Origin of the sequence: Brevundimonas sp. MYb52 (assembly GCF_002979535.1) — a bacterium.
Lineage (GTDB): Bacteria > Pseudomonadota > Alphaproteobacteria > Caulobacterales > Caulobacteraceae > Brevundimonas.
Window position 1 is genome coordinate 74,812 of sequence record NZ_PCPB01000003.1, and the last position, 24,228, is coordinate 99,039.

Genomic DNA, 24,228 nt, shown 5'->3' on the forward strand with positions numbered 1-24,228 from the left:
TCCAACGGCGGCGGGGAGGGTCCGCTGCGGCTTACCTTTTACCAATGGGCGCAGGATGTGTAATCAGGCCGCTATATGGGACAGGTTGTCCGTCCCGCAAGAAAACTCGCAAAAGACTGTCCCCCATGCCGTTGCACATCCACGACACCCTTCGCCGTGAAAAGCGCGTTTTCACGCCGCGCGATCCGAACCGGGTGACGCTCTATGTCTGCGGTCCGACGGTCTATGACTACGCCCATATCGGCAATGCGCGCCCGCCGGTGGTGTTCGACGTTCTGGTCCGCTTGCTGCGCCGGACCTATGGCCCGGACAAGGTCGTCTATGCCCGCAACGTCACCGACGTGGACGACAAGATCAACGCCAAGGCCGCCAAGGAAGGCGTCGCCATTGGCGAGATCACGGCCCGCTACGAGGCCGCCTATCTGGCCGACATGGGCCTGCTGAACGTCAGCCCGCCGGACATCGCCCCGCACGTCACCGACTACATCGACGCCATCACGGCCCAGATCCAGGCCATCATCGACGCCGGCAACGCCTATGCAGCCGAGGGCCATGTCCTGTTCGACGTCTCCAGCTATCCGTCCTACGGCGCGCTGTCGGGCCGAAATCTGGACGACATGATCGCCGGGGCCCGTGTCGAGGTCGCGCCCTATAAGAAGAACCCGCACGACTTCGTCCTGTGGAAGCCGTCCAAGGCCGATGAGCCGTCCTGGCCGAGCCCGTGGGGCGAAGGGCGTCCCGGCTGGCACATCGAATGCTCGGCTATGATCGAGAAGACGCTCGGCCTGCCGATCGACATTCACGGCGGCGGCATCGACCTGGTCTTCCCGCACCATGAGAACGAGATCGCCCAGGGCGTCTGCGCCCACGGTCACGCCCACGGCGATCAGGCCCACGACGAATACGCCCGCTACTGGATGCACAACGGCTTCCTGACCGTGGACGCCGAGAAGATGTCCAAGTCGATCGGCAACGTCCTGCTGCTGCATGATCTGGTGAAGGCCATGCCGGGCGAGGTGGTGCGCTGGGCCCTGCTGAGCGCCCACTATCGTCAGCCCCTGGACTGGAACCAGACCCTGCTGGAGCAGAGCCGCAAGAACCTGGACCGCCTCTACGGCGTCCTGCGCGACGCTGACGCGGCCCTGGCGGACTTCGACGAGGCCACGCTGGACGAGGCCGAGATGGAGCTGGCCGAGAACGCCATGGACGCGGTGCTGGACGCGCTGGAGGACGACCTGAACACGCCGGGCGCCATTGCTCAGCTGTTCGGCCTGGGCAATGCCCTGCGCGACCTGCTCAACGACGCCGAGGCCGACATCAATGATGTGGCCATGGCCCGCTGGAGCTTGACGGAAGCGGCGGGTTTGCTGGGGGTGCTGGCCATGACGCCCGACGCCTGGTTCGAGGGCGGCGATCCCGCTCTGAAGGCCGAGGTCGAGGCCCTGCTGGAACAACGCGCCAGCGCCCGCGCTGACAAGAACTGGGCCGAGGCCGACCGCATCCGCGACCGTCTGAACGAACTGAACGTCGTGGTCATGGACGGCCCGCAAGGCGCGACCTGGCGGGTGAAGGGCTAAATCTCCCTTCTCCCACAAGGGGAGAAGGGAAAATCAGCGCGCTTTCCGTATCAGTTCGTCGGCCAGCACGTCGGTCAGGTAGCCGTCCGCGACCCGCCCGTTGGCCTGTTGCCAGCGGCGCAGCGCGGCGCGGGTGTTGGAACCGATGACGCCGTCGACGCCCTGGGTGTCGAAGCCCATGCGGGTCAGGGCCGTCTGGGCGCCGACGCGCTGTTCGCGGGTCAGGGGGCCGTCGTTGGGCCAGGCGACGGTCAGGCCCGGCTTGCCCTGCACCCCGTCGGCGATCAGGCCGATGGCCAGGGCATAGCTGACCGAGTTGTTGTAGCGCCGGATCACATAGTGGTTGGGCAGGGCCAGGAAGGCCGGGCCCTTGGCCCCCTGAGGCAGCAGGATGGTCGCGCCCTCGGCGGCTTCTTCGCTGTTCGGCGCCGAACCATTGGCCAGACGCACGCCCCGGCCCGACCAGTAGGCCCAGTTGTGCTTGGGTCCTTCGGCCTGGCTGTAGTCGAAGTTGGCGGGCAGGGTGACCTCGTAGGCCCAGCCCTGACCGCGCTTCCATCCGGCCTGGGCCAGCAGATTCGCCGCCGAGGCCAGGGCGTCGGCGTCTGAGCCCCAGATGTCCACTTTCCCGTCGCCGTTCTGATCCACGCCCAGCTTCAGATAGCTGTCGGGCATGAACTGGGTCTGGCCCATGGCGCCCGCCCAGCTGCCCTTCAGGCCGCTGCGGGCGCGCTTGCCGTCCACGACGATGTCGAGGGCGTTCTTCAGCTGGTCCTCGGCCCAGGCGCGGCGGCGGCCGTCATAGGCCAGGGTGGCGAGCGAGCGGATGACGTCGAAATCGCCCTGAACCTGGCCAAAGGCGCTTTCCTGGGCCCAGACGCCCAGCAGAATCTCGGTCGGGACGCCGAATCTCTGGGTCACCTCCCACGGCACGCGATCGACGCGCTGACGGGCCATGCCGATTCGGGCGGGGGCGGTGGCGCTCTGGATATAGGCGCCGGCCGGGCGCGAGAACTCGGGCTGGTTGCGGTCCAGGCGGACGACGCTGGCGTTCGGCGTGACGCCGTTCAGCTCGCGCGAGTATTCCCATTTGCGCGCGCCGCCGAGGCGATCGAGGAAGCTCTTCTTCCAGGCTTCGAAGCTGGCCTGATCATAGGCGTCGGACAGGTCTGTGGCCGCAGGGGGCGGCGTCGACGGCGGCGTGGCCGGAGCCGGCTCGACGACGGGGGGCGGCGCGGGCTGCGGTTGAGGCGGCGTCGGAACCATGGGCGCACAGGCCGCAACAGAACCAATCAGAGCAAGACGATAGGCGATACGCATGACCACAGGCTAACGCCCCCGAATTCCACGACCAATCACAAGCGCGCGAAGCCAAAAGGAGTTTCCGTGAAAAGGGTTAAGCCCGCGCTAACCCTTTTTGAAAGCGCGCCCTTAACGAACGTCGTTTTACATTTCAGCTCCCTTGGACACGGCCTGGTGGCGGAGGGGCGACGCGCCGGACGTGCATGTCCGGAGACCCTCCGTTCAACTCGGAGGCCAGGCCTCCAGCGGAATCCCGGCGCGGAATGTTGACGAAAGGCGGCGGCCTCTCTATACGCACCGCTCCGCCGCAAGGTCCTGTTCGCAGGGTTTTCGCGCATTTGTTTTTGACCGCCCTCACGGGCCTCCAATTCTTCGGGACGTCCGACCATGAAGGTCCGTAGCTCGCTTAAGTCGCTCAAGGGTCGCCACCGCGACTGCAAGATCGTTCGCCGCAAGGGCGTGGTCTATGTGATCAACAAGACCGATCCGCGCTTCAAGGCCAAGCAAGGCTAAGAACCGCGTCGGCGCCGGTTCCGGCGCTGCGGTTGCGATATTCAAAGGCTGCGGGCTTCGCCTGCAGCCTTTTTCGTGTCCGGCGTCAGGCTTCGGAATCGGACGCGATTCGCCCCTGAGGCCCGTTCGAGCGATTCCCTTCTTGCCCTGCCGGCCCCCGGTCTGCTTGAGAGTGGGGTCACGGTCGCCCGCCGGCCAATTCAAGTTTCGGAGCTTTCCTCATGGCCGACGACGCCCCCGCCTTTGACGCCGCCTCGGACGTCCTGACCGCCACGGCCCAGGGCCGCCTTCGCTCCATCATCGAGCGCCTGGAGCGCCTCGAAGAGGACAAGCAGGCTGTCATGGTCGACATGAAGGAGGTCTTCGCCGAGGCCAAGGGCGAGGGCTATGACGTCAAGGTGCTGCGCAAGGTTCTGCGTCTGCGCAAGCAGGACAAGGCCAAGCGTCAGGAAGAAGAAGCGATTCTGGACCTCTACCTCTCGGCCCTCGGCGAGATCTGAGGGAGGCGGGCCTGAAGCGCACGCCCTTCAAGCCCCCCAGCGACCGCCCTTCACGCTCCAGCAGCCTGAAGGGCGGCGACGCGTCCAAGCTGCGCTCCAGCGGATTCAAGCGCAGTCCGAAGGACGGTAGCACCTCTAGCCTGCGCTCAAGTAGTCCGAAGGACGGTAGCGCCCCTAAAAAGAAACCTTCGCTGTCTCCCTGGGAGCAGCAGAAAGAGGCCGCGAAACGCGCGGCCCTGAACGCCCTGAAACGCGCCCGCCGCTCGGCAGAGAAGGCGGGCGTTTCGCTGTCCGAATGGGAGGGCGACTTCCTCGATTCGGTCGGCGAGCGAATCCAGACCCACGGCCGCGCCTTCGCCGATCCTGAAAAGGGCGCGCCGGGTCAGGCCTTTTCGACCATGCAGACCCGCAAGCTCAGGGAAATCACCGCCAAGGCCAACGGCGAAGAAACCCGCCCCTGGATGCGCAAGGCGAAGAAGATCGCGGAAGACTGAGAGCGGCGGCGGCCTGATTCAGCGCGCGACCACGCAGCCCCTAGGTTCTTTTAGCATCCCATCCGGAGCGACATGGGCGGCTGTGTAGCAGATTTCGTCGCCGGCGCGTCTGCGCGGAAGGAAGCTGCTGGCGTCAAAGGGGACATTAATCGTTTCTCCGGGCTGGAGAGGGCGGCAATCGGGGCCGCGCCATCCGATCATCAGTCCGCGATCAAAGGCGACCATTCGGCCGTCGCGGCGAAACGACAGCCGCCGACGATCTTCCAGTCGTTCCGAGACGCAGATGGCCTGATCGGAGCGATTCTGAATGACCACGTCGATGCGTCCGCTATCGACCCAGTCCGGCGCGTTTGGCGTGACGGACAAGGGGGCGTCGCCGAGGAAGGTCAGCGTCATCGTCAGAAGGGCGGGCAACGACAAGGCAGGGTCTCCGAAGCGTTTGCCTTCCCCATGGCGTTGGGGCTGGACTATGCTTGCGAGCCTAGAAGCCTGTCAGCCCGAAGGCCATTGGGGCGGCCGAACCACACTGCTGCCAGGCGACTCAGCCCTTGGTGCTCCAGGGTCGCACGGCGCCGCTTTTGACGCGGGCGGCCTGTTCACGCTGGAAGCGGCCGCCGCGCGGGGGCTTGGCGCGGGCGGCGATGGCCTCCTGCTTTTCACGCAGGGCGCGCTGGATCGGGGTTTCGGTCGGAGCCTGATCCGCCGGGGCGGGGGAATGGTCGTCGCTATGGTCGCTCATGACGACAGCCTAGCACGTCCTCAGCCCGCTTCCTTCAGTTGCTCTTCCAGCCCCTGTTCGCGGACCTTGCGATACAGGGTCGAGCGGCCGATGCCGAGGCGCCGCGCGATCTCGCTCATGTGGCCGGAATAGACCTCGATGGCGTGCTGGATCAGGTCGCGTTCGATCTCATCCAGCGTGCGCAGGTGGCCGCGCGCGTCGATGATGCGCACAGGGCTGTCGGGCTGGCCTTCAGCTCCGGCGTCGCCGGCGGGGGTTTCAGCGCGATCATGCGAAATGACGCCGCCCGAGGTCAGCGGCATGGCGATGCCCGAGATGGCCGGGAAGTCGTGGGGCTGCAACAGCGGGGAATCAGCCAGGACCAGGGCGCGATAGATCGAGTTTTCCAACTGGCGCACATTGCCGGGCCAGTCGAAGCCCAGCAGCAAAGCCATGGTCTCGACGGCGCAACCGGCGACGCGCTTGCCTTCTTCCACGTTGAAGCGGGCGATGAAGTGCTCGACCAGGGCTGGGATGTCCTCACGTCGTTCGCGCAGGGCCGGGGCCTCGATCGGGAAGACGTTCAGGCGATAGAAGAGGTCCTCGCGGAAGGCGCCTTCCTTGACCTGCTGGGCCGGGTCGCGATTGGTGGCCGAGACGATGCGGACGTCGACCTTGACCGCGCGCTTGGCGCCGACCGGGTCGATCTCGCCCTCTTGCAGGGCGCGCAGCAGCTTGACCTGCATATCCAGCGGCAGTTCGCCGATCTCGTCCAGGAACAGGGTGCCGCCATTGGCTTCCATGAACTTGCCGGCGTGCTTGTCGGTGGCGCCGGTGAAGCTGCCCTTCTCGTGGCCGAACAGGATCGACTCGACCAGATTGGCGGGCAGGGCGCCGCAGTTGACGGCCACGAAGGGCTTGCCGGCCCGGTCCGAGGCGCCGTGCAGGGCGCGGGCGATGACTTCCTTGCCGACGCCGCTCTCGCCGGTGATCAGCACCGGAATGCCGGACTTGGCGGCGCGCACGCCCAGAGCCTTGACCATGCGCATCGGCGGGCTGTCGCCGACGATGTCGTCGAACGAGGTCCGGCCCGAGACGTGTTTCTTCAGGCGGCCGATCTCCGCCGACAGCTGCGTCAACTGCAGGGCGTTGCGCACCCCGATCAGCAGGCGCTCAGGCCCCACAGGCTTGACGAAGAAGTCCTGGGCTCCGGCCTGCATGGCCTTGACCACGGTCTCGATGCCGCCGTTGGCCGTCAGGACGATGACCGGCACCGGGACGCCCGCCGTGCGGATCTCGGCCAGGGTCTCCAGACCCGACAGGCCCGGCATGACCAGATCCAGCAGCACCACGTCGGCGCCCCCGCCCTTGGTCAGGCGGTCGATGGCCTCGCCCCCGCTCTCGGCGTGGACGACGGCATAGCCTTCGCGGTCGAGCACCGCCTGGATCAGGCGGCGCTGCGTGGGATCATCGTCGACGACCAGAACGGTCTTGGCCATGTGAAACACACCCTAAAAACATCACCGTCACGGCCGTCCTCGTTGCTCGGGATCGGCTCGTTTCGAGACAAGCCTTAGCAGGCAGGGGGTGAAGATCGGGTTTCGGAGAACTGAGTCAGGGGTTAACGACGGCGGGCGCGGGGCAGTCCTGTTCGGGCTGGAGGCGGCCAGAGCCGCGCGGCGTGGAAAGGTCTGGCCAGATCGGTGCGACGGGCGCGGTCTGCGGGTCCTTCAGCAGGTCGCGCACATTGTTGGGGCCGGCGCCGCAGTAGGCGATGCGATAGTCGCCCTGATGCGCCCACGCGCCATCGGCCCCCTGTGCGAACAGGGCGATGCGGTAGCTGTCGGCCAGGAGGATCTCGACCTTGCCGTCGCCGTTCAGGTCGCGGACGGTCGCCATGCAGTCAGCGGCTTTCTGACAGGCATAGCGAGGGTCGCCAGAGGGAACCGGACTTACGAAGCCGGCGGGCAGGGCCGCATCCGTCGGCCAGACGGCGATGTGCGGCGTGCGGGGGGGGACGGTCGCCTGCTCCACATCATAGCGAGAGCTGGTGGTCTGGGCCTGCTTGGCCAGCCGTGCGACCTCGGCGTCGGAGGACTTGGCCAGATCGGCGAGGGCGGCTTTCCCGGTCTTGCCCGCATCGAAGCGCAGGAAGGCGTAGTCGAATTCGGTGGCGCTGACGGCGCCGCGGTTCAATCGGGCGACCTGATCACCGACCGACATGCGGGCGGGGTCGAGCAGGGGGCTGAACAGGGCCAGGATGACGGCGACCGTCAGGACGGCGGCGGCGACATTGGCGCGCTCCAGCGGCTTCATCCACTCCGTCTTCTTCCAGAAGGGGGACAATGCGGCCCAGCCATAGCCCGCCGCATAGACTGCTCCGACCAGGGCGCAGGCCGAGGCGATGATCCGGTCCGGCGTCAGGCCGTGCTGGCCGATGCGCAAGGACAGCCCCCAGACGGCGATCACGATCAGCGGCGTCAGCAGGACGGCGGCGACCCGCACGGCGCCCCTCAGAACGACCGGCGGCAGGTTGTCCTCGCGCCCGTCCTGATAGGCGGTGTTGACCAGGATGATCAGAGCAGCGGCCGCTGACAGCACCAAGGCCGTGGCGCTGCCCGTCTTCCACAATCCGTCCAGTCCGGTGAAGGGCAGGGCCGCAAGGAAGCCCGCCACCAGGACCGTGATGACCAGCAGCAGCCAGGACAGCAGCATCAGGGCCACGGTCCGCACGCCGCGGATCAGGCCGGCGCGCACGTCGGTCAGTTGCACGGCGATGGCGAAGACCAGGCAGGTGACGGGGATGGCGAACCATTCCTCGCCGATCAGGTCGGACAGGAAGCTGAGGCCTATGATGCGGAACAGGGCCGCGCCGAGGAAGAGCAGCAGCCAGAAGGCGCCGGTGAAGCCCAGCGACAGGACCAACTGCACCCCCGCCTTCCACGCCGTGTCGAAATAGTCGTCGAAGTCGGCGATCCAGCGTCGGCTGGCGACCGCCGGGACGATCAGGTGATGGGCGATGAACAGGGCTGCGGCGCTGAAGGCGATGACGGGGAAGCGCAGATAGGGCGGACGGAAATAATCACGCGTCTGTTGCGCCGCATCGTGCCAGCCCAGCAGGGCCAGGGCCGCAGCGGCGATCACACCCCACAGCGCGAGCGTCCGCACCGACAGCCGCCCAACCGCCGCCAGCAGCATGACGGGGGTAAAGGCGCAGGCCAGAGCCAATGCGGCGAACAGCGGCGGCTGGGTCGCGGGCCAGGCCAGGGCGTCGTTCAGGCCCCCGCCCTGGCCGGCGCTGCGCCAGAGGAAATAGAGCAGCAGCCCCTGGATCAGGCCGATCCCGATACGGGCAGCGGCCAGGCTGCGCTCGCCCCCCAGCGAGGCGCGACCCGTCGAGGCGTCGTGACTATGGTCCGGGGGCGATGCGGTCATGCCTGCTCCTTGGCTTAAGGCCGCATCAGACGACGGATCATCCCGGATGGGAAGCGCGGCCTTACAGGGCCTGGAAGCGGAAGTTGCGGAACCGGGCCTCGCCTTCGCCGGCGGCGTAGAGCCCGGGGCGCAGCATCATGAAGCCGCCGCGCACATTGTGATGATAGCCCGACACCTCCATCTGGCGGTCGAACTTGCTCCAGGTCTCGCCGTCTGTGCTGTGGTGGAAGGTGATGATGTGGCGGTCGTTGGTCAGGCGCAGCTTCATGCGGCGCCCGTGGGGATTGGCGGGGCGACCGCGCTCCATCCCGAACTGGTGGGTGACGAAGCGATCCTGGTCAAAACCCAGTCCCGCGTAGAGGGCGTGATCGTAGAAGACCACCAGTCCGGCGGTGCAGCCGGGGTCGATCTCGATGTCACACTCGATCTGGTAGGCCTGATCCCCCTGAATGAAGGTCAGAGGCGAGCAGTCGCGCGGCGACTGGCCCTTGGCCTTCAGGTGCAGGACGCCGTCGCGGCGCTGGAACCGTTCGGCCTCGTCGGGGGCGGCGTCGTAGAAGCTCCATTGCACGCCGAACTTGTCGCGCCTGAAGTCGTCGGACAGGGCCATGCCATGCGCGGGCAGGGGCGTTCCCGGCGCGCGCGGCGAGGGCAGGGGCAGGGGCGCCGACAGGTCGCCGCCGCGGGCGTGGAACCAGCCGTCATCGTCCCATTCCACTGGATCGAGCAGAAGCTGACGCCCCAGGGTCCAGAAGGCGTTTTCATAGCCGTGATACACCATCCACCAGCGGCCATCGGGCGCCTCGATCAGGGTGGCGTGACCGCGCGACCACCATTTTTCGGCGGCCGAGACCGTGCGGACCAGCGGATTGCCCGGATGGTCCTCCCAGGGGCCGTGGACCGAGCGTGAACGGGCGGCGATGACCATGTGGCCGGTCGGCGGACCCGCCGTGCCGCCGACGGCGGTGATCATGTAGAACCAGTCGCCCCGACGGATCAGCTTGGGCCCCTCGGGCGAGAAGCTCTCCACCGTCCAGTCGTCGGGATAGCGCCAGGGATCATAGATGTGAACGACCGGGCCGATGGTCGACAGGCCGTCGTCGGACAGGGGAACCATGTCGCCGCCGCTGAGGAAGAGGTAGCGCTTGCCGTCCTCGCCGACGATGTGGCCAGGGTCGATATGGTCGGGCAGGTGCAGGTCGATCGGATCGCTCCACGGCCCCTCGATCCGGTCGGCCCACGAGACGTAGCTGGTACGATAGGTCTCGGTGCGGGCGGGGATGTAGAGGAAGTAGCGGCCCTCGTGCTTGCACAGCTCCGGCGCCCAGACCGAGCCGATGTTCCGGCTCAGGGCCGCCGTGACCGGGGTCCAGTTCACCAGATCGGTCGATCGCCAGATGACCAGTCCCGGCACGGATTCGAACGACGAGAAGGTCATGTAGTAGACGTCGCCGTCCTTCAGGATCGTCGGGTCGGGGCGGTCCCCAGCGATGACCGGGTTCAGGAAGGTCCCGTCGCCGCGATCCGCGCGCCGTTGGCCCTCGACGCCCGGCGTCCATGTCTGGGCGCTCCAGTCGCGTCCGAACGGGGCGATCTGATCGCGCGTCTGCGCTGTGGCGAGGGTTGGGACGGCGGCGGGCAGGCTGGCCGCCGCTGCGCCCGCCGCCAGTCCGCCGAAGAGGCCTCGTCGATTGATGGCGCTGGTCATGGCGTCGCTCCCACTAGCGAAATTCATATTATGATACCGGTGGACAATCCTCGCCGCAACCGTTCGCGTCCAGTGCAAAATCGCTGGAATTCGGCGGCGATGTCGCCGCACCCGTTGCGCTGGAGCGGCGGTGTCCCCAAAACCAAGGGCATGAACGCGCCCGTCCAGACGACCGACTTCGCCGACTCCCCGCTGTGGGACCTGTCCGACCTCTACGCCTCGCGCGAGGATGCGCGCATCGACGCCGACCTCGACCGCGCCAAGGCCTTGGTGGATCAGATGAACGCCTTCCAGGGCAAACTGATCGCCCAGCGCGGCGATGCGGCGGCTCTGGGCGCGGCGCTGGATCAGACCATCGCCCTGTACGAACAGGCGGCGGATGTCATGGGCGGCCTCGGCGCCTACGCCTTCCTCGCGGCCTCCACGGCGCGCGACGATGCGGGCGCGCAAGGGTTCGAGGCCAATATCCGCGAGAAGATGACGGTCATCGCCACCCCGACCGTCTGGCTGACGCTGGAGATCAACCAACTGGACGAGGCCGAGATCGAAGCGGCCCTTTCCGCCCATCCCGCCGCCGCGCGCTGGTCGCCCTGGCTGCGCCGGGTGCGGGCGATGAAGCCGCACGAACTGTCCACCGAGCTGGAAACCTTCATCGCCGAGCGCGGTCCCATTCAGGCCCAGTGGCCGCGTCTGTTCGACGAGACCCTGGCGGCGCTGCGGGCCGAGGCCGACGGTGAGAGCCTGACCCTTTCCGAGGCCCTGAACCGTCTCAGCGACGCCGACGGCGCCAAGCGCGCCTCCGCCGCCGAGGGCCTGTCGCAAGCCTTCGCCGACAAGGCGCAGACCATGGCCATGGTCATGAACACCGTCGCCGCCGACAAGGCGCTGGAGGACAAGTGGCGCGGCTTCAAACGCCCCGCCGACAGCCGCCACCTGGGCAATGAGGTGGACGGTGAGAGCGTCGACGCCATGGCTGAGGCGGTGGCCGAGGCCTATCCGCGCATCTCGCACCGCTATTATGCGCTGAAAGCCAAGGCCATGGGCAAGACGGCGCTGGATCACTGGGACCGCAACGCCCCCATCGAGGCGACGCCGCCGCGTACCTATGACTGGGCGCAGGCGCGCGAGGTGGTGCTGGCCAGCTTTGCAGACCTCGGCGGCGACTTCGCCGAACGCGCCAGCTGGTTCTTCGACCGGCCGTGGATCGACGCCAGGGCGCGGGCGGGCAAGCAATCGGGCGCCTATGCCCACCCGGTGACGGCGGACCGCCACCCCTATGTCTTCCTCAACTGGATGGGCGAGCGGCGCGACCTGCTGACCCTGGCCCACGAACTGGGCCACGGGGTCCACCAGACCCTGGCGGCGGCGCAGGGCAGCCTGCTGGCCGACACCCCGCTGACGCTCGCCGAGACCGCCTCCATCTTCGCAGAAGGGCTGACGTTTGACCGCCTGCTGGCCGAGGCGACGCCGCAGGATCAGCGCGCGCTGCTGGCCGGCCGCATCGAGGACGGACTGAACACGGTGGTGCGCCAGATCGCCTTCCACCGCTTCGAGACCCGCTTCCACGACGAGCGCGCGGCGGGCGAGGTCCCGGTCGAGCGCATCGGCGAAATCTGGATGGAGGAACTGGGCGCCAGTCTCGGCCCGGCGGTGACGCTGAACCCGGGCTACGAGAACTGGTGGGCCTACGTCAGCCACTTCGTCCACTCGCCCTTCTACGTCTACGCCTACGCCTTCGGCGACCTGCTGGTCGCGGCCCTGATGGAGACGCGCGCCAAGGACCCAGCGGCCTTCACGCCCCTGTATCGCGACCTGCTGTCGGGCGGCGGCGCCCACACCTATGTTGAGGCGCTGAAGCCGTTTGGACTGAACCCGCGCGACCCGGCCTTCTGGACCATCGGGACCAAGCGGCTGGAAGGCTTGGTCGATCAGTTCGAGGCGTTGTCGGCCTAAACCCTTCTCCCCTTGCGGGAGAAGGTGGCCCGGCAGGGCCGGATGAGGGGTTTCTCAGCCCTTTGATCGGGATGGGCGATGAGCGTGCGCGCGACCCCTCATCCGTCAGGCTTCGCCTGCTACCTTCTCCCGCAAGGGGAGAAGGAAGAGCTCTCGCCGTTGACAGGCGCCGGGCCAGCGTAAAGCGTGGCGGTATGAAACACGCCTGCCGCGCCCTCATCCTCGCCGCCGTTTTCGCCCTACCGACGGCGGCGCTGGCCCAAACCCCGCCGACCGCCAACCATCGCGCCCTGGCGGCGGGCTACAAGGCCCTGACCGTCTGCAGCGCTGTCCATACGGCGCGCGAAGCTGGGGCGAGCCGCACCCCGGCCAGCGTTGAGGCCAATGAACTGGTCGGCATCTATCCCGAGCTTCAATCCCTGGTCGGCGCCATGCCGGTCGAGATGGCGGGCGACGTCGTCTCGGTCGCCTGGGACGCGGTCGCGCCGCCGCGCATCGCCACCTATACGCCGGGGCGCGGCTGCGTCATCGAGCCTATGGGCTATGTCGTCGGCGGAGCCCCGGCCCGGGCGCCGCAGGTGCGCCGGACCTCGGCGCCGCCCTTGGCGACAGCACCGGTGCAGGGCGATGCGGCGGCCCTGACCGGCGCGGTCGATCGCGCCTTCATCGAGGGCTTCGGCGTGGGAACTAACACCACCGGCGTGGTGGTGATGCAGAACGGCCGCGTCGTCGCCGAGAAATACGCCGCCGACTTTGGCCCCAACACGCCTCAGCGCACCTGGTCGGTGGCCAAGAGCCTGGCGGGGACCCTGATCGGGGCGGCGGTGCAGCGCGGCGAGGTCGATGTGAAGGCCCCGGCGGCCATCGCCAACTGGCGAGGTGAGGGCGATCCGCGCGGCGCCATCACCCTGGAGAGCTTGATGCGGATGGCGTCGGGCCTGACCAGCGACGCGGCGGGCAACCGCACCGACGCCCTCTACTTCGGCGGGACCGCCGTGGACGAGCAGGCGCCGGGTTGGCCTCTGCTGGCGCCGGTCGGCTCGACCTATCGCTACGCCAACAACGACACCCTGCTGGCGACCCTGGCCATCGCGCCGACGTTCGAGGCCCATCCGCCCGCCGAACTGTTCGACCGGCTGGGCATGACCCATACCTTCGCCGAGACCGACTGGCGCGGGAACTACATCCTGTCGAGCCAGGTCTGGACCACGGCGCGCGACCTGGCCCACCTTGGCCAGCTCTATGTTCAGGACGGGGTGTGGGAGGGGCAGCGTATCCTGCCTGAGGGCTGGCGGACCTTCGTTTCGACGCCGTCAGGGCCGCAGCCGCCGACCGGGGCGTTCGGCTATGGCGCGACCTTCTGGGTGATGAACCGTTCCGAAGGCGTGCCCGCCGACGCCTTCGCCGCCTTAGGCAATCGTGGGCAGTATGTGGTGATCGTGCCCAGTCGCAACGTGGTCATCGTGCGGCGCGGCGAGGACCCGGCGGGCAAGGGTTTCGATGTCGCCGCCTTCGCTCGCGACGTTCTGGCGGCGCTTGATTGAGGCGGGGCCTTGAGCGCCGCGCCCTGACCGCTATAAGAGCCGTCGAAATCTCGACTCTTTTCGGAAGACCTGAATGGCCGACCAGCACGCAGACAACGCCGAACACGCCTACGTGCACGGCTCGATGGAAATCTCGGAACAGGTTTCGACCTGGCATCTGTTCCTCTTCCTGTCCAAGTGGGGCTCGCTGGCGACGGCCGCCATCCTGGTCGTGCTGACGGTCTGGTTCGCCGTGGGCGCGGGCTTCGTCGCCGGCGCGATTAGCGGCGTGGTGGTGTTCGCCGCCGGCTTCTTCGCCCTGCGCTCCAAGCCCGCCCACTGAGTTTCGCGCCGCGCTTGCGGCGTTGCGACATTCGAAAAGCCCGTCGAGCTCCGCGCTCGGCGGGCTTTTCTTTTGAGGGTTGTGCAGCGGTGCGGCAAGATTTTGCCTTTGATCGTCGCTTGATCAGGGTTCGGCGCAAGGAAATTACGCAGTTGCAGCAATTTCGGCTTTGACGCGCCCTTCTGCTTCGTCCTAACGTTCTGGCTCTGGGGGACTTGGGAGGGATTCGCTTGGCTGTCGCCATCGCCGTGACCCGCGAGCGCCGTGAAGGCGAAACGCGCTGCGCTGTAACGCCGGAGACGGTGAAGAAGCTGATCGCCCTGGGCGCGACCGTCTCGGTCGAGGCCGGGACGGGCATCGGCTCGTCCATTCCTGACGCCGACTACGCCGAGGCCGGGGCCATGGTGAAGCCCGACACCCGTGCGGTGCTGGACGGCGCCGACATCGTGCTGAAGGTGCGCGGCCCGACGGCGCAGGAGACGGCCGCGTTGAAGCCTGGCGCCATCGTCATCGCCATGCTGGACGCCTATCGCGAGAAGGCTGCGGTCGAGGCGCTGAAGGGCGCCAACGCCACCGCCTTCGCCATGGAATTCGTGCCGCGCATCACCCGCGCCCAGGTCATGGACGTGCTGTCGTCCCAAGCCAATCTGGCCGGCTATCGCGCGGTGATCGAGGCGGCCTATGCCTTTGGCAAGGGCTTTCCGATGATGATGACGGCGGCGGGCACGGTCGCTCCGGCCAAGGTCTTTGTCATGGGCGTCGGCGTGGCGGGGCTGCAGGCCATCGCCACGGCCCGGCGTCTGGGGGCGGTGGTCACCGCCACCGACGTGCGCCCGGCCACCAAGGAACAGGTCGAGAGCCTGGGCGCCAAGTTCCTGGCGGTCGAGGACGACGAGTTCAAGAACGCCCAGACGGCAGGCGGCTACGCCAAGCCCATGTCGCCGGAATACCAGGCCAAGCAGGCCGTCCTGACCGGCGAACACATCAAGAAACAGGACATCGTCATCACCACCGCCCTGATCCCCGGCCGCGCGGCGCCGGTGCTGGTCAGCGCCGAACAGGTGGCCTCGATGAAGCCGGGCTCGGTCCTGATCGATCTGGCGGTCGAGGCGGGCGGCAATGTCGCTGGCGCCAAGGCGGGCGAGGTCGTGACCACGGCGAACGGCGTGTCCATCGTCGGCTACACCAACCTGCCGGGCCGGATCGCCGCCGACGCCAGCGCCCTCTACGCCCGCAACCTCGCCGCCTTCGTTGGGTTGATGCTCAAGGACGGCGCGGTGACGCTGGATCTGGACGACGAAATCCTCAAGGCCGCTGTCGTAACGCATGGCGGGGCCGTCGTACATGAAGGAGTGAAGGGCTGATGGAACACGTCGATCCCACCGTCTTCCGCCTGGCCATCTTCGTGCTGGCCATCTTCGTCGGCTATTATGTGGTGTGGAGCGTGACGCCCGCCCTGCACACGCCGCTGATGGCCGTGACCAACGCCATTTCCAGCGTCATCATCGTCGGCGGTCTGATCGCCGCGGCGGCGCTCAGCCCCGAAGCGGCTGGGCCGAACGCCTGGATCGCCAAGGGGGCGGGCGTGGTCGCCGTGACCCTGGCCAGCGTCAACATCTTCGGCGGCTTCATGGTCACGCGACGGATGCTGGCCATGTACAAGAAGAAGGAAAGGCCCAAGGCCTCGTGATTTTCTCGCCTGTCCTGTTTGCTTTCTATGTCTCCTGGGCCGTCACCGGTCTGGGCGTGGCCCTGTGGATCTGGAGCTGGGTGCGGGTGAAGGACCCTATAGGCAAGCTGCGGTTTCAGGACTGCGGCGTGGTGCTGGTCTTCGCCGCTGTGCTGACCCGCATCGTCATCCAGGACCGCGAGATGACCGTCTTCGACTGGGCCATGATATTCCTGGGACCGCTGTTCATCGCCGCCGCTCTGTGGCGACTGTCCCGCACCCAAAGCCTGACCAAACGCTAAGAGTAATCGTGATGAAAACCACCCTGATTTTCGCCGCCGTCCTGACCGCCGCCGTCGCCGCCTCGGGCGCCGCCTCGGCCCAGAAGACCGAAGAGGTCGGCCAGAACCCTTACGGCGGCCTGCACTGGTCCGTCGCCGCGCCGCAGGGCGCGACCTGGGCGCTGCAATGCCAGTTCGCGCCGGTCACCATCCGCGGCATCCACATGAACCGCATCAACCATACCGGCACGGGCCACATGGCCGGACGCCTGCCCAGCGACAACGGCAGCTGCCGCGTGACCAAGACGGGCGGCCAGGGCGGCGTCGGCGTCGCTGTCGTCAAAAACGGGGTGGCGACCGCCGCCGGCACCAACGACCCGGCCGCACCGGCCGTCGTCAACGTCTTCTGATCTGAAATGACCGACTGACATGACCCTGGGGGAGGGGATCTGATGAACGCATCCATAGCCGCGCTGGCCTATCTGGTCGCGGGGGTCCTGTTCATCCTCTCGCTCAGGGGCTTGTCCAGCCCCGAGACCAGCCGCCGGGGCAATACGCTCGGCATGATCGGCATGGCTCTGGCCGTCGGCGTGACCCTGCTGACGCTGGGGACCTCCGGCGCGCTGGATATGATGACGCTGGCCCTGATCGGCGGCGGCGTCGTGGTCGGCGGCGGCGCGGGCACCCTGATCGCCAAGCGGGTGCCGATGACGGCCATGCCGCAACTGGTCGCGGCCTTCCACTCCCTGGTCGGTCTGGCCGCCTGTCTGGTGGCGGTCGGCGCCGTCTATGCCCCTGACGCCTTTGGCATCATGACGGCTGAGGGCGGCATCAAGACCCTGTCGATCGTCGAGCTGAGCCTCGGCGTCGCCATCGGGGCCATCACCTTCACGGGATCGGTCATCGCCTTCGCCAAGCTGGACGGTCGGATGAGCGGATCGCCCATCATCCTGCCGGCGCGGCATCTGATCAACATCGGCCTGGCCCTGGGTCTGGTCTTCCTGATCGGCGTCCTGATCGGCACCGGCGGCACGGCCATCTGGGCCTTCTGGGGCGTGTTCGCCATCGCGCTCATTCTGGGTGCGACCCTGATCATCCCCATCGGCGGCGCTGACATGCCCGTCGTGGTGTCGATGCTGAACTCCTATTCCGGCTGGGCCGCAGCGGCGCTCGGCTTCACGCTGGAGAACATCGCCCTGATCATCACGGGCGCCCTGGTCGGGTCGTCGGGCGCCATCCTCAGCTACATCATGTGCAAGGGCATGAACCGCAGCTTCATCAGCGTCATTCTGGGCGGCTTCGGCGGCGGGGACGCGGCGGCGGCTGGCGGCTCGGGCGCGGTCGAGACCCGCCCCGTCAAGCAGGGCTCGGCCGAGGACGCCGCCTTCATCATGAAGAACGCGTCCAAGGTCATCATCGTCCCCGGCTACGGCATGGCGGTGGCCCAGGCCCAGCACGCGCTGCGCGAAATGGCCGACAAGCTGAAGGAGGAGGGCGTCGAGGTGAAGTACGCCATCCACCCCGTCGCGGGCCGGATGCCGGGCCACATGAACGTTCTGCTGGCCGAAGCCAATGTTCCCTATGACGAGGTGTTCGAGTTGGAGGACATCAACTCCGAGTTCAGCTCGGCCGACGTGGCCTTCGTCATCGGCGCCAACGACGTCACCAACCCCGCCGCCAAGACCGACCCGCAATCGCCCATCTACGGCATGCCGGTGCTGGACGTGGAGAAGGCCGGCACGGTCCTCTTCATCAAGCGCGGCATGGCGGCGGGCTACGCCGGCGTCGAGAACGAGCTCTTCTTCCGCGACAACACCATGATGCTGTTCGCCGACGCCAAGAAGATGGTCGAGGGGATCGTGAAGGCGCTGTGAGGCTGAGGGTCCGATCTGGTCTCGCCCTGCTGCTGGTGGCCTCGGTCGCGGCCTGTTCGGCTATGATCCCGGTGCGCATCAGCGGCTCTCTGGAGCAGCCGATGGCGAGCTTCGGCGTTGACCCTGCGAAGCCCGAGAAGGCCTGCCTCGGCGGCCTAGCTGTGCTTGAGCTGTCCGACGCCATGATGCGGCCGGTCTGGTCTATCGAGGCGCGAGGCCGCGAGTGTCGCGACCTGAGGCAGGTCGTCTATGGCGAGGCGCCCGAGGGCTTCGAGACGACGGTGGCGCCAGCAGCGCTAAAGCCCGGCGTGCGCTACGCCGTCGTCGGCTACGGTCTGACCGGCGGACCGCTGAGCCGCGTCCCCTGGCGCGGCGGCGACGACTTCGTCTTTGAGAAGGGTCAGTGGCGGCCCGCGCCGCCTTTCGTCCCTGGCCGTTGAGTCCCGCCGCGAACACCGCCATCAAGACCCTGAAACCAGTAACGGGGCGGCCATGACGGAGGAGGGGGAGATCGTGTTCAGCGCGGACGAGATCATCGCGAACCTGTCGCTCAGCCCCCATCCCGAGGGCGGGCATTTTCGGTCCATGGTGCGCGATCCGGGGCTGGCGGCCTGCGGCTCTGAAGCCGAGACGGTCTATCGTTTGCTGACGGCGGATGACGTTGACGACTGGCGCCCGGTCGAGGCGACCGAGATCTGGGCCTTTTACATGGGGGCGCCGCTGACGCTTGAGATCGTCACCGATCAGGGCTTGAGGCCCTTGGTGCTGGGACCGGATCAGCCGCAGATCGCCGCGCCCGCCGGGGCCTGGCGGCGGATGCGCAGTCAGGGCGACTGGAGCCTGGCCGCCTGTTCGACGGCGCCGGGCCTGGCGATCGAAGCGGTGGAGGCCCCCCATGTCTGAGCCCAAGACCCAGCCGACCGACGCCTCGGTCGAGGATTTTCTTGCTGCGGCCGAACCGGCGCGGCGGCGTGAGGAGGGCCGCATCCTGTGCGCCCTGATGCAGGAGGTTACGGGCGAGGCGCCGGTCATGTGGGGGCCGTCCATCGTCGGTTTCGGCCGCTATACCTACGTTAACACGAGCAAGAAGCCCGCCGACTGGCCGCGCATGGGCTTTTCGCCGCGCAAGGCGGCCCTGACCCTCTATCTGGCCTCGACGCCGGAGACGGAGGCGATGCTGAAGCGTCTGGGGCCGCATACGACCAGTGTGGCCTGCCTCTACATCAAGCGTCTGGATCAGGTGGACATGGCCGTCCTTCGCGACCTCTGCATCGCCAGCCGGGACGAGATGAACCGCCGCTATCCCTGATCCGCTTGCGACGCGCGCGGAGCCGCGTATAGCGGATGGCCATGCGCACCTTCCTGATCGCCGCCGCCGCCGCCCTGTTGTCCGCCTGCGCCACGGCGCCGCTGACGGCCGTTGAAACCCCGGTGGAGGCGGTCGATCTGTTGCTGACCTCGGCCACGGTGGTCGACGTCGAGAAGGGGACGAGCACCCCCGATCAATTGGTGGCTGTGCGCGGCGGGGACATCGTCGCTGTCCTGCCCGAGGGCGAGGCCAGCCGTTATCGCGCCACGCGGACGCAGGACCTGGGCGACCGCTATGTGATGCCGGGCCTGTGGGACATGCACGTTCACTTCGGCGGAGGCGAGGCCCTGATCGAGGAAAACGCAGAGCTGATGCCCCTCTATGTCGTCAACGGCGTGGTTGCGGTCCGCGACGCGGCGGGCGATCTGGCGCAGCAGGTGCTGGACTGGCGCGACGCCCCGCCGACCCCCGACAGCCCCCGCATCTTCACCTCCGGCCCCAAAATCGAGGGCATAGCCCCCGTCTGGAAGGGTGTGATCGAGACGGGTAGCGAGGCCGACGTGGACGCCGCCCTGGACCGTCTGCAGGCCCTGCGCGTCGACTTCGTCAAGATCACCGACAATACCCTGACGCCCGAGCTCTTCCTCTACGCCGTGCGCGAGGCGACGAAGCGGGGCATGAAGACCTCGGCCCACATCCCGGCCAGCATCACCGTTCTGGAGGCCGCCGAGGCCGGCCTGTCGTCGATCGAACACCTCGACTACGCCATGAAGGCCGGCTCGAAGGACGAGGCGGCCATCGCCGCCGACTATCTGGCGGGCAAGTACACCTATGCCCAGACCATGCGGCGCTACGCCGACACCTTTGACGTCGAGACGGCGCGGCGGGTCTATGCGCGGCTGAGGGCGCTGGGCACGGCGGTGTCGCCGACCCTCTATGGTTCGACCACGCTGGCCAACCTCGATCTGGACGACCACTCGCACGACGCCGGCCTGGCCTATGTCGGGCCGGGCATCCGCGCCACCTATGGCTGGCGTGTCGAGCGCGCGGCCAAGGCGACGCCGCAGCAGGTGGCCGACCGCCACTTCGTCAAGGACGTGACCGCCCGCACCCTGCCCATGCTGCGTGACGCGGGCGTGGTCATCCTGACCGGGACGGACGCGGGCTTCCTCAACTCGTTCAACTACCCCGGCTTCTCGCTGCACGACGAGCTGGAGCTTTACGTGAAGCTAGGCCTGACGCCGCGCGAGGCCCTAATGGGCTCGGTCGTGGACGGGCCGCGTTTCCTGAACCAGGGCGCGCGCTATGGCGCCGTAGCGGCGGGCAAGTCGGCTGATCTGCTGGTGCTGGAGGCCGACCCCCTGGCCGACGTGTCGGCGACGCGTCGCATCGCCGACGTGGTGCTGCGCGGTCGTCTGATCGACGCGGGCGAGCTGGAGCGGATGCGCGGCGACATCCGCGCCCGCGTCACGGCGCGCAACGCGGCCTTTACGCCTTCGCCAGCTTCCTGACCCTGAAGGCGACCCAGATCAGCAGCAGGCCGAACAGCACGGCCCAGGCCGCGATCAGCCACAGCAGGCCCATGGCCCCCGCGCCCGGTGCGAAGACCAGGATCAGGCCGAAGATGACCGACAGGGCTCCGGCCAGGCCCAGGGACCATTCGTTGGGGATCTCCTTCCTCAGCCGGATGGCGCCGACGATTTCCAGCACGCCGCGCATGATCGACCAGAAGCCGATCAGATAGACCAGGACCAGGGCCGTCAGCCCCGGCCAGGCAAAGGCCAGTCCCCCGGCGATCAGGCTGGCGATCCCGCCAAGCGCCAGCCACCAGCGCGGGGCGACGCCGCCGCCGCGAATGGCCGCGATCAGGGCCAGGATTCCGTCCGCCACGGCATAGATGCCATAGACGAGGACCAGGCTGACCAGGCTGATCCCCGGCCAGACGAAGGTGGCGACGCCGAAGGCGACGGCGATGATCCCGCGTAACAACAGCAGCCACCAGGAACGGTGCAGGGCGGATTTGACGAAGCCTTCCAGCGAAGGCGCGGCGGTATGGGACGAAGACACGGGAACCCCCTTGCGTGTTGATGGTCACGCTTGGCCAACGTCAGGTGACCGGCGGGGTTCCTGAAATGGGGCTAAAATGTGACATTGAACGTGTCAGGCCGCCATGCGCCAGTCAGCATGAGCGGCAGCGGCGGGCGCATGAAACTCGTCCCACAAAACGTCCTCGTCGGAATAGCGGCTGCTGGCCGAGGCGGAGATGACATCCACCACCTGTTCTTCCTGGCGGTCCCAGATGACGGCCAGATCGCCCTCGGCCTCGCACGGCACGATCATGTAGCGATCGGCGAAGGTCTTCTTGGCGGGCTTTTGAACCGTCGGGGTGCGGGCGAAGGCCATGTCGTGATCTCCTGAAGCGATTGCCTCTTGCTGATGGTGAGAGGATGCGACAGCATTGCGTCAGTTTCGGACGTATGGCTGTGGAGAAGTTTCTTGAGGCACGACAAGGCGGCGATGGTCATCGATCTGGCGCGCGGCATGGCGGCCAGCGCCGAGGGGCTGACGCTGAACGAGATGGCGGGGCAACTGCGGGTCGGGCGACGCACGGCCGAGCGGATGCGCGACGCCGTCCTGATGCTGTTCCCGCAGGTCGAGGAGATCAGCGATCCGCCCAGCAAGCGCTGGCGTATTCGCGGCGGTCTGTCCGCCTTTGAACAGGCCCCGACCGCGACCGAGATGCTGGAACTGACCAAGGCGGCGGCGGCCCTGCGCGCGGCGGGCGAACCGGCGCGGGCGGCGGCGCTGGAGGGGCTGGAGCGCAAGGTCAAGGCGGCCATGCGCTCGACCACCCTGAACCGCATGGCCCCCGATCTGGAGGCCCTGGTCCGGGCCGAGACCATCGCCGTCCAGGCCGGGCCGCGACCCACAGCCGATGAGACGGTCCTGGCTGAAATCCGCGGCGCGGTCCTGGCCGAACGGCCCCTCAGCTTCATCTACGCCCGACCGGGGGCCGAGGCGCGCAGTCGCAGCGTGGCCCCGTGCGGCCTGATGTTTGGGCGCGCCAACTATCTGGTGGCCGCGGATCGTGAGAGCGGACGCATTCAGACCTTCCGTCTGGATCGCATGAGCTCGGTCGAGGCGGGCGAGGGGACGGCGCGTCCGCCCGCCGACTTCGACCTGGCCGCCTTCGCCAGCCAGTCCTTCGGCATCTATCAGGACGAGATCGAGGAGGTGGTGCTGCGCATCGCCCCCGAGGGCGCGGCCGAGGCGCGCGGCTGGCGCTGGCACCCGACCCAGGCCATTGAGGATCAGGCGGACGGTTCGGTCCTGGTTCGGTTCCGCGCCTCGGGGATGCGCGAACTGGCCTGGCACCTCTTCACCTGGGGTGACCAGGCGACCATCGAGGCGCCGCAGCGGCTGAAGGCGGTCATGGCCGGAGAGTTGGCTGCAGCTGCCCGCGCCCTGTCGCGGGCGCAATCCTGAGCAATCGGTAAGCTGACGCCGCGCCGGTCGTGGCTATGTTCGAGCTGAACCGTATGGAGTCCGTCGTCTTGCGTCTGAAAGCCCTCGCCGCCTCGACCGTTCTGGCCGCCGCCCTGCTGGGCGCATGCGCCGCGGCGCCCCTGCCGCCGGGGACCTGGGACGCGCGGGCCGCGCCGAGCGTCGAGGTCGTGCGCGACGGCGACCGTTGGACTGTCGACTACGTCTTCCATCGCGCGGCGCCGGTCTGGGCCTTTATGGACTCGGCCCTGATGGCCGATGGGCGCCAGCCTTGGCGACCGACGCAGTGGACGCTCGAGACGCCCGGCGTCGTGATGGAGCGGCGCGGCCACTATGACGTCATCCGCAGCGCGGGCGGAGGGCCCGTTCCGAGCCGTGTCCGCTTCTCGATCCGGCCCAAGGGGGTGGAGCTGGAGGCCGAATACGGCGCCCTGACCTTCTCTGACGGGGCGGTCGCCCTGCCGACACGTCAGTTCGACGTCTTCGCCCTGCCGTCCGTCACGGCGGCCGAGGCCATGCCCGCCGACCTGAACGGCGTCGATCTGGAGGGCGGGCCGTCCGCTGTCACCTGGCGCGACACAGCAGGACCGGTGCTGTTCAACGGCGAGCGTCGCGCGACCCTGACCACCACGACCGAGCGTTCCTACGTCCTGCTGGGGCAGGCGCGGGTGACGCCCAGCGAAGGGCTGACGACGGTCATCGACCCCAACCTGCCGCCCTGGATCGGCGAGGAGATCCGCAGCTTCGCCCCGCGCATCGACGACTACTACCTCCGCCGCCTCGGCCCGCCCGGCGTAGGCAGCGAGGCTTCGACCGTCATGGTCAGTTGGAACGGCCCGACCGCGCGCCTGTCCAGCATGGGCGGCAGCGTCCTGCCCGGCCTGATCGTCATGAAATTCGAGGGCGTCGGCGTGCTCAACCCCAGCCAGGAGGTGATGGAACGTTCGCGCTGGTTCATCGGTCACGAAAGCGCGCACTTCTGGCTGGGTCAGGCGGTGCGCTACCAGTTCGCCCGCGACGCCTGGATCACCGAGGGCGGAGCCGACCTTATGGCGGTGCGCGGCTTCAAGGCGCTGGATCCGGCCTATGACGCCCGCGCCGAACTGCAGACCGAGGTGGACGACTGCATCGACCTGAGCCGCAACAAGCCTGTGGCCGAGGCGGGCGAGCGCGGCGAGCATCGGGCCTACTACGCCTGCGGCGCCGTGTTCGCCCTGACGGCGGAGGGCGCGCAGAAGCGGCGCGACGGCGGCGACTGGTTCGACTTCCTGCGCCCCGTTCTGGCGGCCAACCGCAAGGACGGGGTCCTGAGCCGCGCCGAATGGCTGGACGCCCTGACGCGCGTCTCGGGCGACCCGACGTTGGCGCAGACCATGGAGCGGATGCTGGATCAGGGGGCGACCGATCCGGCGGCCGAGATCGCCAGCCTGTTCCGCAAGACCGGCGTTCCGCACCGGGTCGAGAATGGCAAGGTCGTGCTGATCTGATTGCTGTTATTTGATCGGGATCAAGGACCGAACCTCGG

Annotated in this window: 25 protein-coding genes and 1 tRNA gene; 18 read left to right on the top strand and 8 right to left on the bottom strand. The window is 67.9% G+C overall.

What is annotated here, in order from left to right; all coding sequences use genetic code 11:
* The first annotated feature begins 125 nt into the window (after window positions 1–125).
* On the top strand, window positions 126–1,577 hold the full coding sequence (gene cysS, locus CQ039_RS05755) for a cysteine--tRNA ligase (protein ID WP_105562913.1): 1,452 nt from the start codon (window positions 126–128) through the stop codon (window positions 1,575–1,577).
* A 33-nt stretch (window positions 1,578–1,610) separates the two neighbouring features.
* Here the strand turns inward: cysS and CQ039_RS05760 are convergent, their stop codons facing one another.
* The gene (locus CQ039_RS05760; protein WP_105562912.1) at window positions 1,611–2,897 is read right to left on the bottom strand and encodes a lytic murein transglycosylase; all 1,287 of its coding nucleotides are present in this window, start codon (window positions 2,895–2,897) and stop codon (window positions 1,611–1,613) included.
* 150 nt (window positions 2,898–3,047) lie between these two features.
* Between CQ039_RS05760 and CQ039_RS16590 the strand changes: the two genes are divergently transcribed.
* The 3 genes from CQ039_RS16590 (at window position 3,048) to CQ039_RS05770 (ending at window position 3,892) form a co-directional block, all read left to right on the top strand.
* Window positions 3,048–3,124 (top strand) — tRNA-Ala (locus CQ039_RS16590).
* Between the two features lie 142 nt (window positions 3,125–3,266).
* Window positions 3,267–3,392 carry a type B 50S ribosomal protein L36 gene (gene ykgO / locus CQ039_RS05765; protein ID WP_006274063.1) on the top strand — a complete coding sequence of 42 codons (126 nt, stop codon included), beginning with the start codon at window positions 3,267–3,269 and terminating at the stop codon, window positions 3,390–3,392.
* A 221-nt stretch (window positions 3,393–3,613) separates the two neighbouring features.
* On the top strand, window positions 3,614–3,892 hold the full coding sequence (locus CQ039_RS05770) for a DUF2312 domain-containing protein (protein ID WP_105562911.1): 279 nt from the start codon (window positions 3,614–3,616) through the stop codon (window positions 3,890–3,892).
* A 512-nt stretch (window positions 3,893–4,404) separates the two neighbouring features.
* On the opposite strand, the gene CQ039_RS05780 is transcribed toward CQ039_RS05770, so the two are convergent.
* From CQ039_RS05780 to CQ039_RS05800, 5 genes are all read right to left on the bottom strand, one after another.
* Complete coding sequence (locus CQ039_RS05780; RefSeq protein ID WP_105562909.1) at window positions 4,405–4,806, bottom strand: hypothetical protein; 402 nt, start codon at window positions 4,804–4,806, stop codon at window positions 4,405–4,407.
* A 121-nt stretch (window positions 4,807–4,927) separates the two neighbouring features.
* Window positions 4,928–5,125, bottom strand: a complete 198-nt coding sequence (locus CQ039_RS05785) for a hypothetical protein (RefSeq protein WP_105562908.1) — start codon at window positions 5,123–5,125, stop codon at window positions 4,928–4,930.
* Window positions 5,126–5,145: 20 nt separating this feature from the next.
* On the bottom strand, window positions 5,146–6,603 hold the full coding sequence (locus CQ039_RS05790) for a sigma-54 dependent transcriptional regulator (protein WP_105562995.1): 1,458 nt from the start codon (window positions 6,601–6,603) through the stop codon (window positions 5,146–5,148).
* A 115-nt stretch (window positions 6,604–6,718) separates the two neighbouring features.
* Entirely contained in the window at window positions 6,719–8,539 is a 1,821-nt protein-coding gene (locus CQ039_RS05795) for a DUF4153 domain-containing protein (RefSeq protein WP_105562907.1), read from the bottom strand.
* Window positions 8,540–8,600: 61 nt separating this feature from the next.
* Window positions 8,601–10,247: a family 43 glycosylhydrolase gene (locus tag CQ039_RS05800; protein ID WP_105562906.1), complete on the bottom strand. Its 1,647-nt coding sequence runs from the start codon at window positions 10,245–10,247 to the stop codon at window positions 8,601–8,603.
* 150 nt (window positions 10,248–10,397) lie between these two features.
* On the opposite strand from CQ039_RS05800, the gene CQ039_RS05805 reads away from it, so the two are divergent.
* The 12 genes from CQ039_RS05805 to CQ039_RS05860 all read left to right on the top strand — a co-directional run bounded on the left by CQ039_RS05805 (window position 10,398) and on the right by CQ039_RS05860 (window position 20,710).
* Window positions 10,398–12,200, top strand: coding sequence for a M3 family oligoendopeptidase (locus CQ039_RS05805; RefSeq protein WP_105562994.1), 1,803 nt, complete (start codon window positions 10,398–10,400; stop codon window positions 12,198–12,200).
* A gap of 194 nt (window positions 12,201–12,394) precedes the next feature.
* Window positions 12,395–13,744, top strand: a complete 1,350-nt coding sequence (locus CQ039_RS16810) for a serine hydrolase (protein ID WP_233190171.1) — start codon at window positions 12,395–12,397, stop codon at window positions 13,742–13,744.
* Between the two features lie 73 nt (window positions 13,745–13,817).
* The gene (locus tag CQ039_RS05815) at window positions 13,818–14,066 is read left to right on the top strand and encodes an aa3-type cytochrome c oxidase subunit IV (RefSeq protein ID WP_199183616.1); all 249 of its coding nucleotides are present in this window, start codon (window positions 13,818–13,820) and stop codon (window positions 14,064–14,066) included.
* A 230-nt stretch (window positions 14,067–14,296) separates the two neighbouring features.
* Entirely contained in the window at window positions 14,297–15,430 is a 1,134-nt protein-coding gene (locus CQ039_RS05820; RefSeq protein WP_105562905.1) for a Re/Si-specific NAD(P)(+) transhydrogenase subunit alpha, read from the top strand.
* A complete protein-coding gene (locus tag CQ039_RS05825) occupies window positions 15,430–15,756 on the top strand; it encodes an NAD(P) transhydrogenase subunit alpha (protein ID WP_105562904.1) in 327 nt (108 codons plus the stop codon). Before CQ039_RS05820 ends, CQ039_RS05825 begins: the two co-directional genes overlap by 1 nt.
* Window positions 15,753–16,037 carry a hypothetical protein gene (locus CQ039_RS05830; RefSeq protein ID WP_105562903.1) on the top strand — a complete coding sequence of 95 codons (285 nt, stop codon included), beginning with the start codon at window positions 15,753–15,755 and terminating at the stop codon, window positions 16,035–16,037. Before CQ039_RS05825 ends, CQ039_RS05830 begins: the two co-directional genes overlap by 4 nt.
* Before the next feature lie 11 nt (window positions 16,038–16,048).
* Entirely contained in the window at window positions 16,049–16,426 is a 378-nt protein-coding gene (locus CQ039_RS05835; RefSeq protein ID WP_105562902.1) for a hypothetical protein, read from the top strand.
* Window positions 16,427–16,468: 42 nt separating this feature from the next.
* Window positions 16,469–17,890: an NAD(P)(+) transhydrogenase (Re/Si-specific) subunit beta gene (locus tag CQ039_RS05840; RefSeq protein ID WP_105562901.1), complete on the top strand. Its 1,422-nt coding sequence runs from the start codon at window positions 16,469–16,471 to the stop codon at window positions 17,888–17,890.
* Entirely contained in the window at window positions 17,887–18,330 is a 444-nt protein-coding gene (locus CQ039_RS05845) for a hypothetical protein (RefSeq protein ID WP_105562900.1), read from the top strand. Before CQ039_RS05840 ends, CQ039_RS05845 begins: the two co-directional genes overlap by 4 nt.
* Window positions 18,331–18,382: 52 nt before the next feature.
* Window positions 18,383–18,793 (top strand): cupin domain-containing protein, encoded by a 411-nt coding sequence (locus tag CQ039_RS05850; protein WP_105562899.1) that lies wholly within the window; start codon window positions 18,383–18,385, stop codon window positions 18,791–18,793.
* Window positions 18,786–19,199 (top strand): DUF1801 domain-containing protein, encoded by a 414-nt coding sequence (locus CQ039_RS05855; RefSeq protein WP_105562898.1) that lies wholly within the window; start codon window positions 18,786–18,788, stop codon window positions 19,197–19,199. The genes CQ039_RS05850 and CQ039_RS05855 overlap by 8 nt, the downstream gene beginning before the upstream one ends.
* 41 nt (window positions 19,200–19,240) lie before the next feature.
* Complete coding sequence (locus tag CQ039_RS05860) at window positions 19,241–20,710, top strand: amidohydrolase family protein (RefSeq protein ID WP_105562991.1); 1,470 nt, start codon at window positions 19,241–19,243, stop codon at window positions 20,708–20,710.
* Here CQ039_RS05860 and CQ039_RS05865 read toward each other — a convergent pair.
* Both CQ039_RS05865 and CQ039_RS05870 read right to left on the bottom strand, forming a co-directional pair.
* A complete protein-coding gene (locus CQ039_RS05865; protein WP_105562897.1) occupies window positions 20,688–21,266 on the bottom strand; it encodes an HdeD family acid-resistance protein in 579 nt (192 codons plus the stop codon). The genes CQ039_RS05860 and CQ039_RS05865 overlap by 23 nt on opposite strands.
* A 93-nt stretch (window positions 21,267–21,359) precedes the next feature.
* Window positions 21,360–21,602, bottom strand: a complete 243-nt coding sequence (locus tag CQ039_RS05870; RefSeq protein ID WP_105562896.1) for a hypothetical protein — start codon at window positions 21,600–21,602, stop codon at window positions 21,360–21,362.
* A gap of 93 nt (window positions 21,603–21,695) precedes the next feature.
* Between CQ039_RS05870 and CQ039_RS05875 the strand changes: the two genes are divergently transcribed.
* Window positions 21,696–22,685 carry a WYL domain-containing protein gene (locus tag CQ039_RS05875; RefSeq protein WP_233190170.1) on the top strand — a complete coding sequence of 330 codons (990 nt, stop codon included), beginning with the start codon at window positions 21,696–21,698 and terminating at the stop codon, window positions 22,683–22,685.
* 68 nt (window positions 22,686–22,753) lie between these two features.
* Window positions 22,754–24,190, top strand: coding sequence for a hypothetical protein (locus CQ039_RS05880; protein ID WP_105562989.1), 1,437 nt, complete (start codon window positions 22,754–22,756; stop codon window positions 24,188–24,190).
* Window positions 24,191–24,228 lie beyond the last annotated feature (38 nt).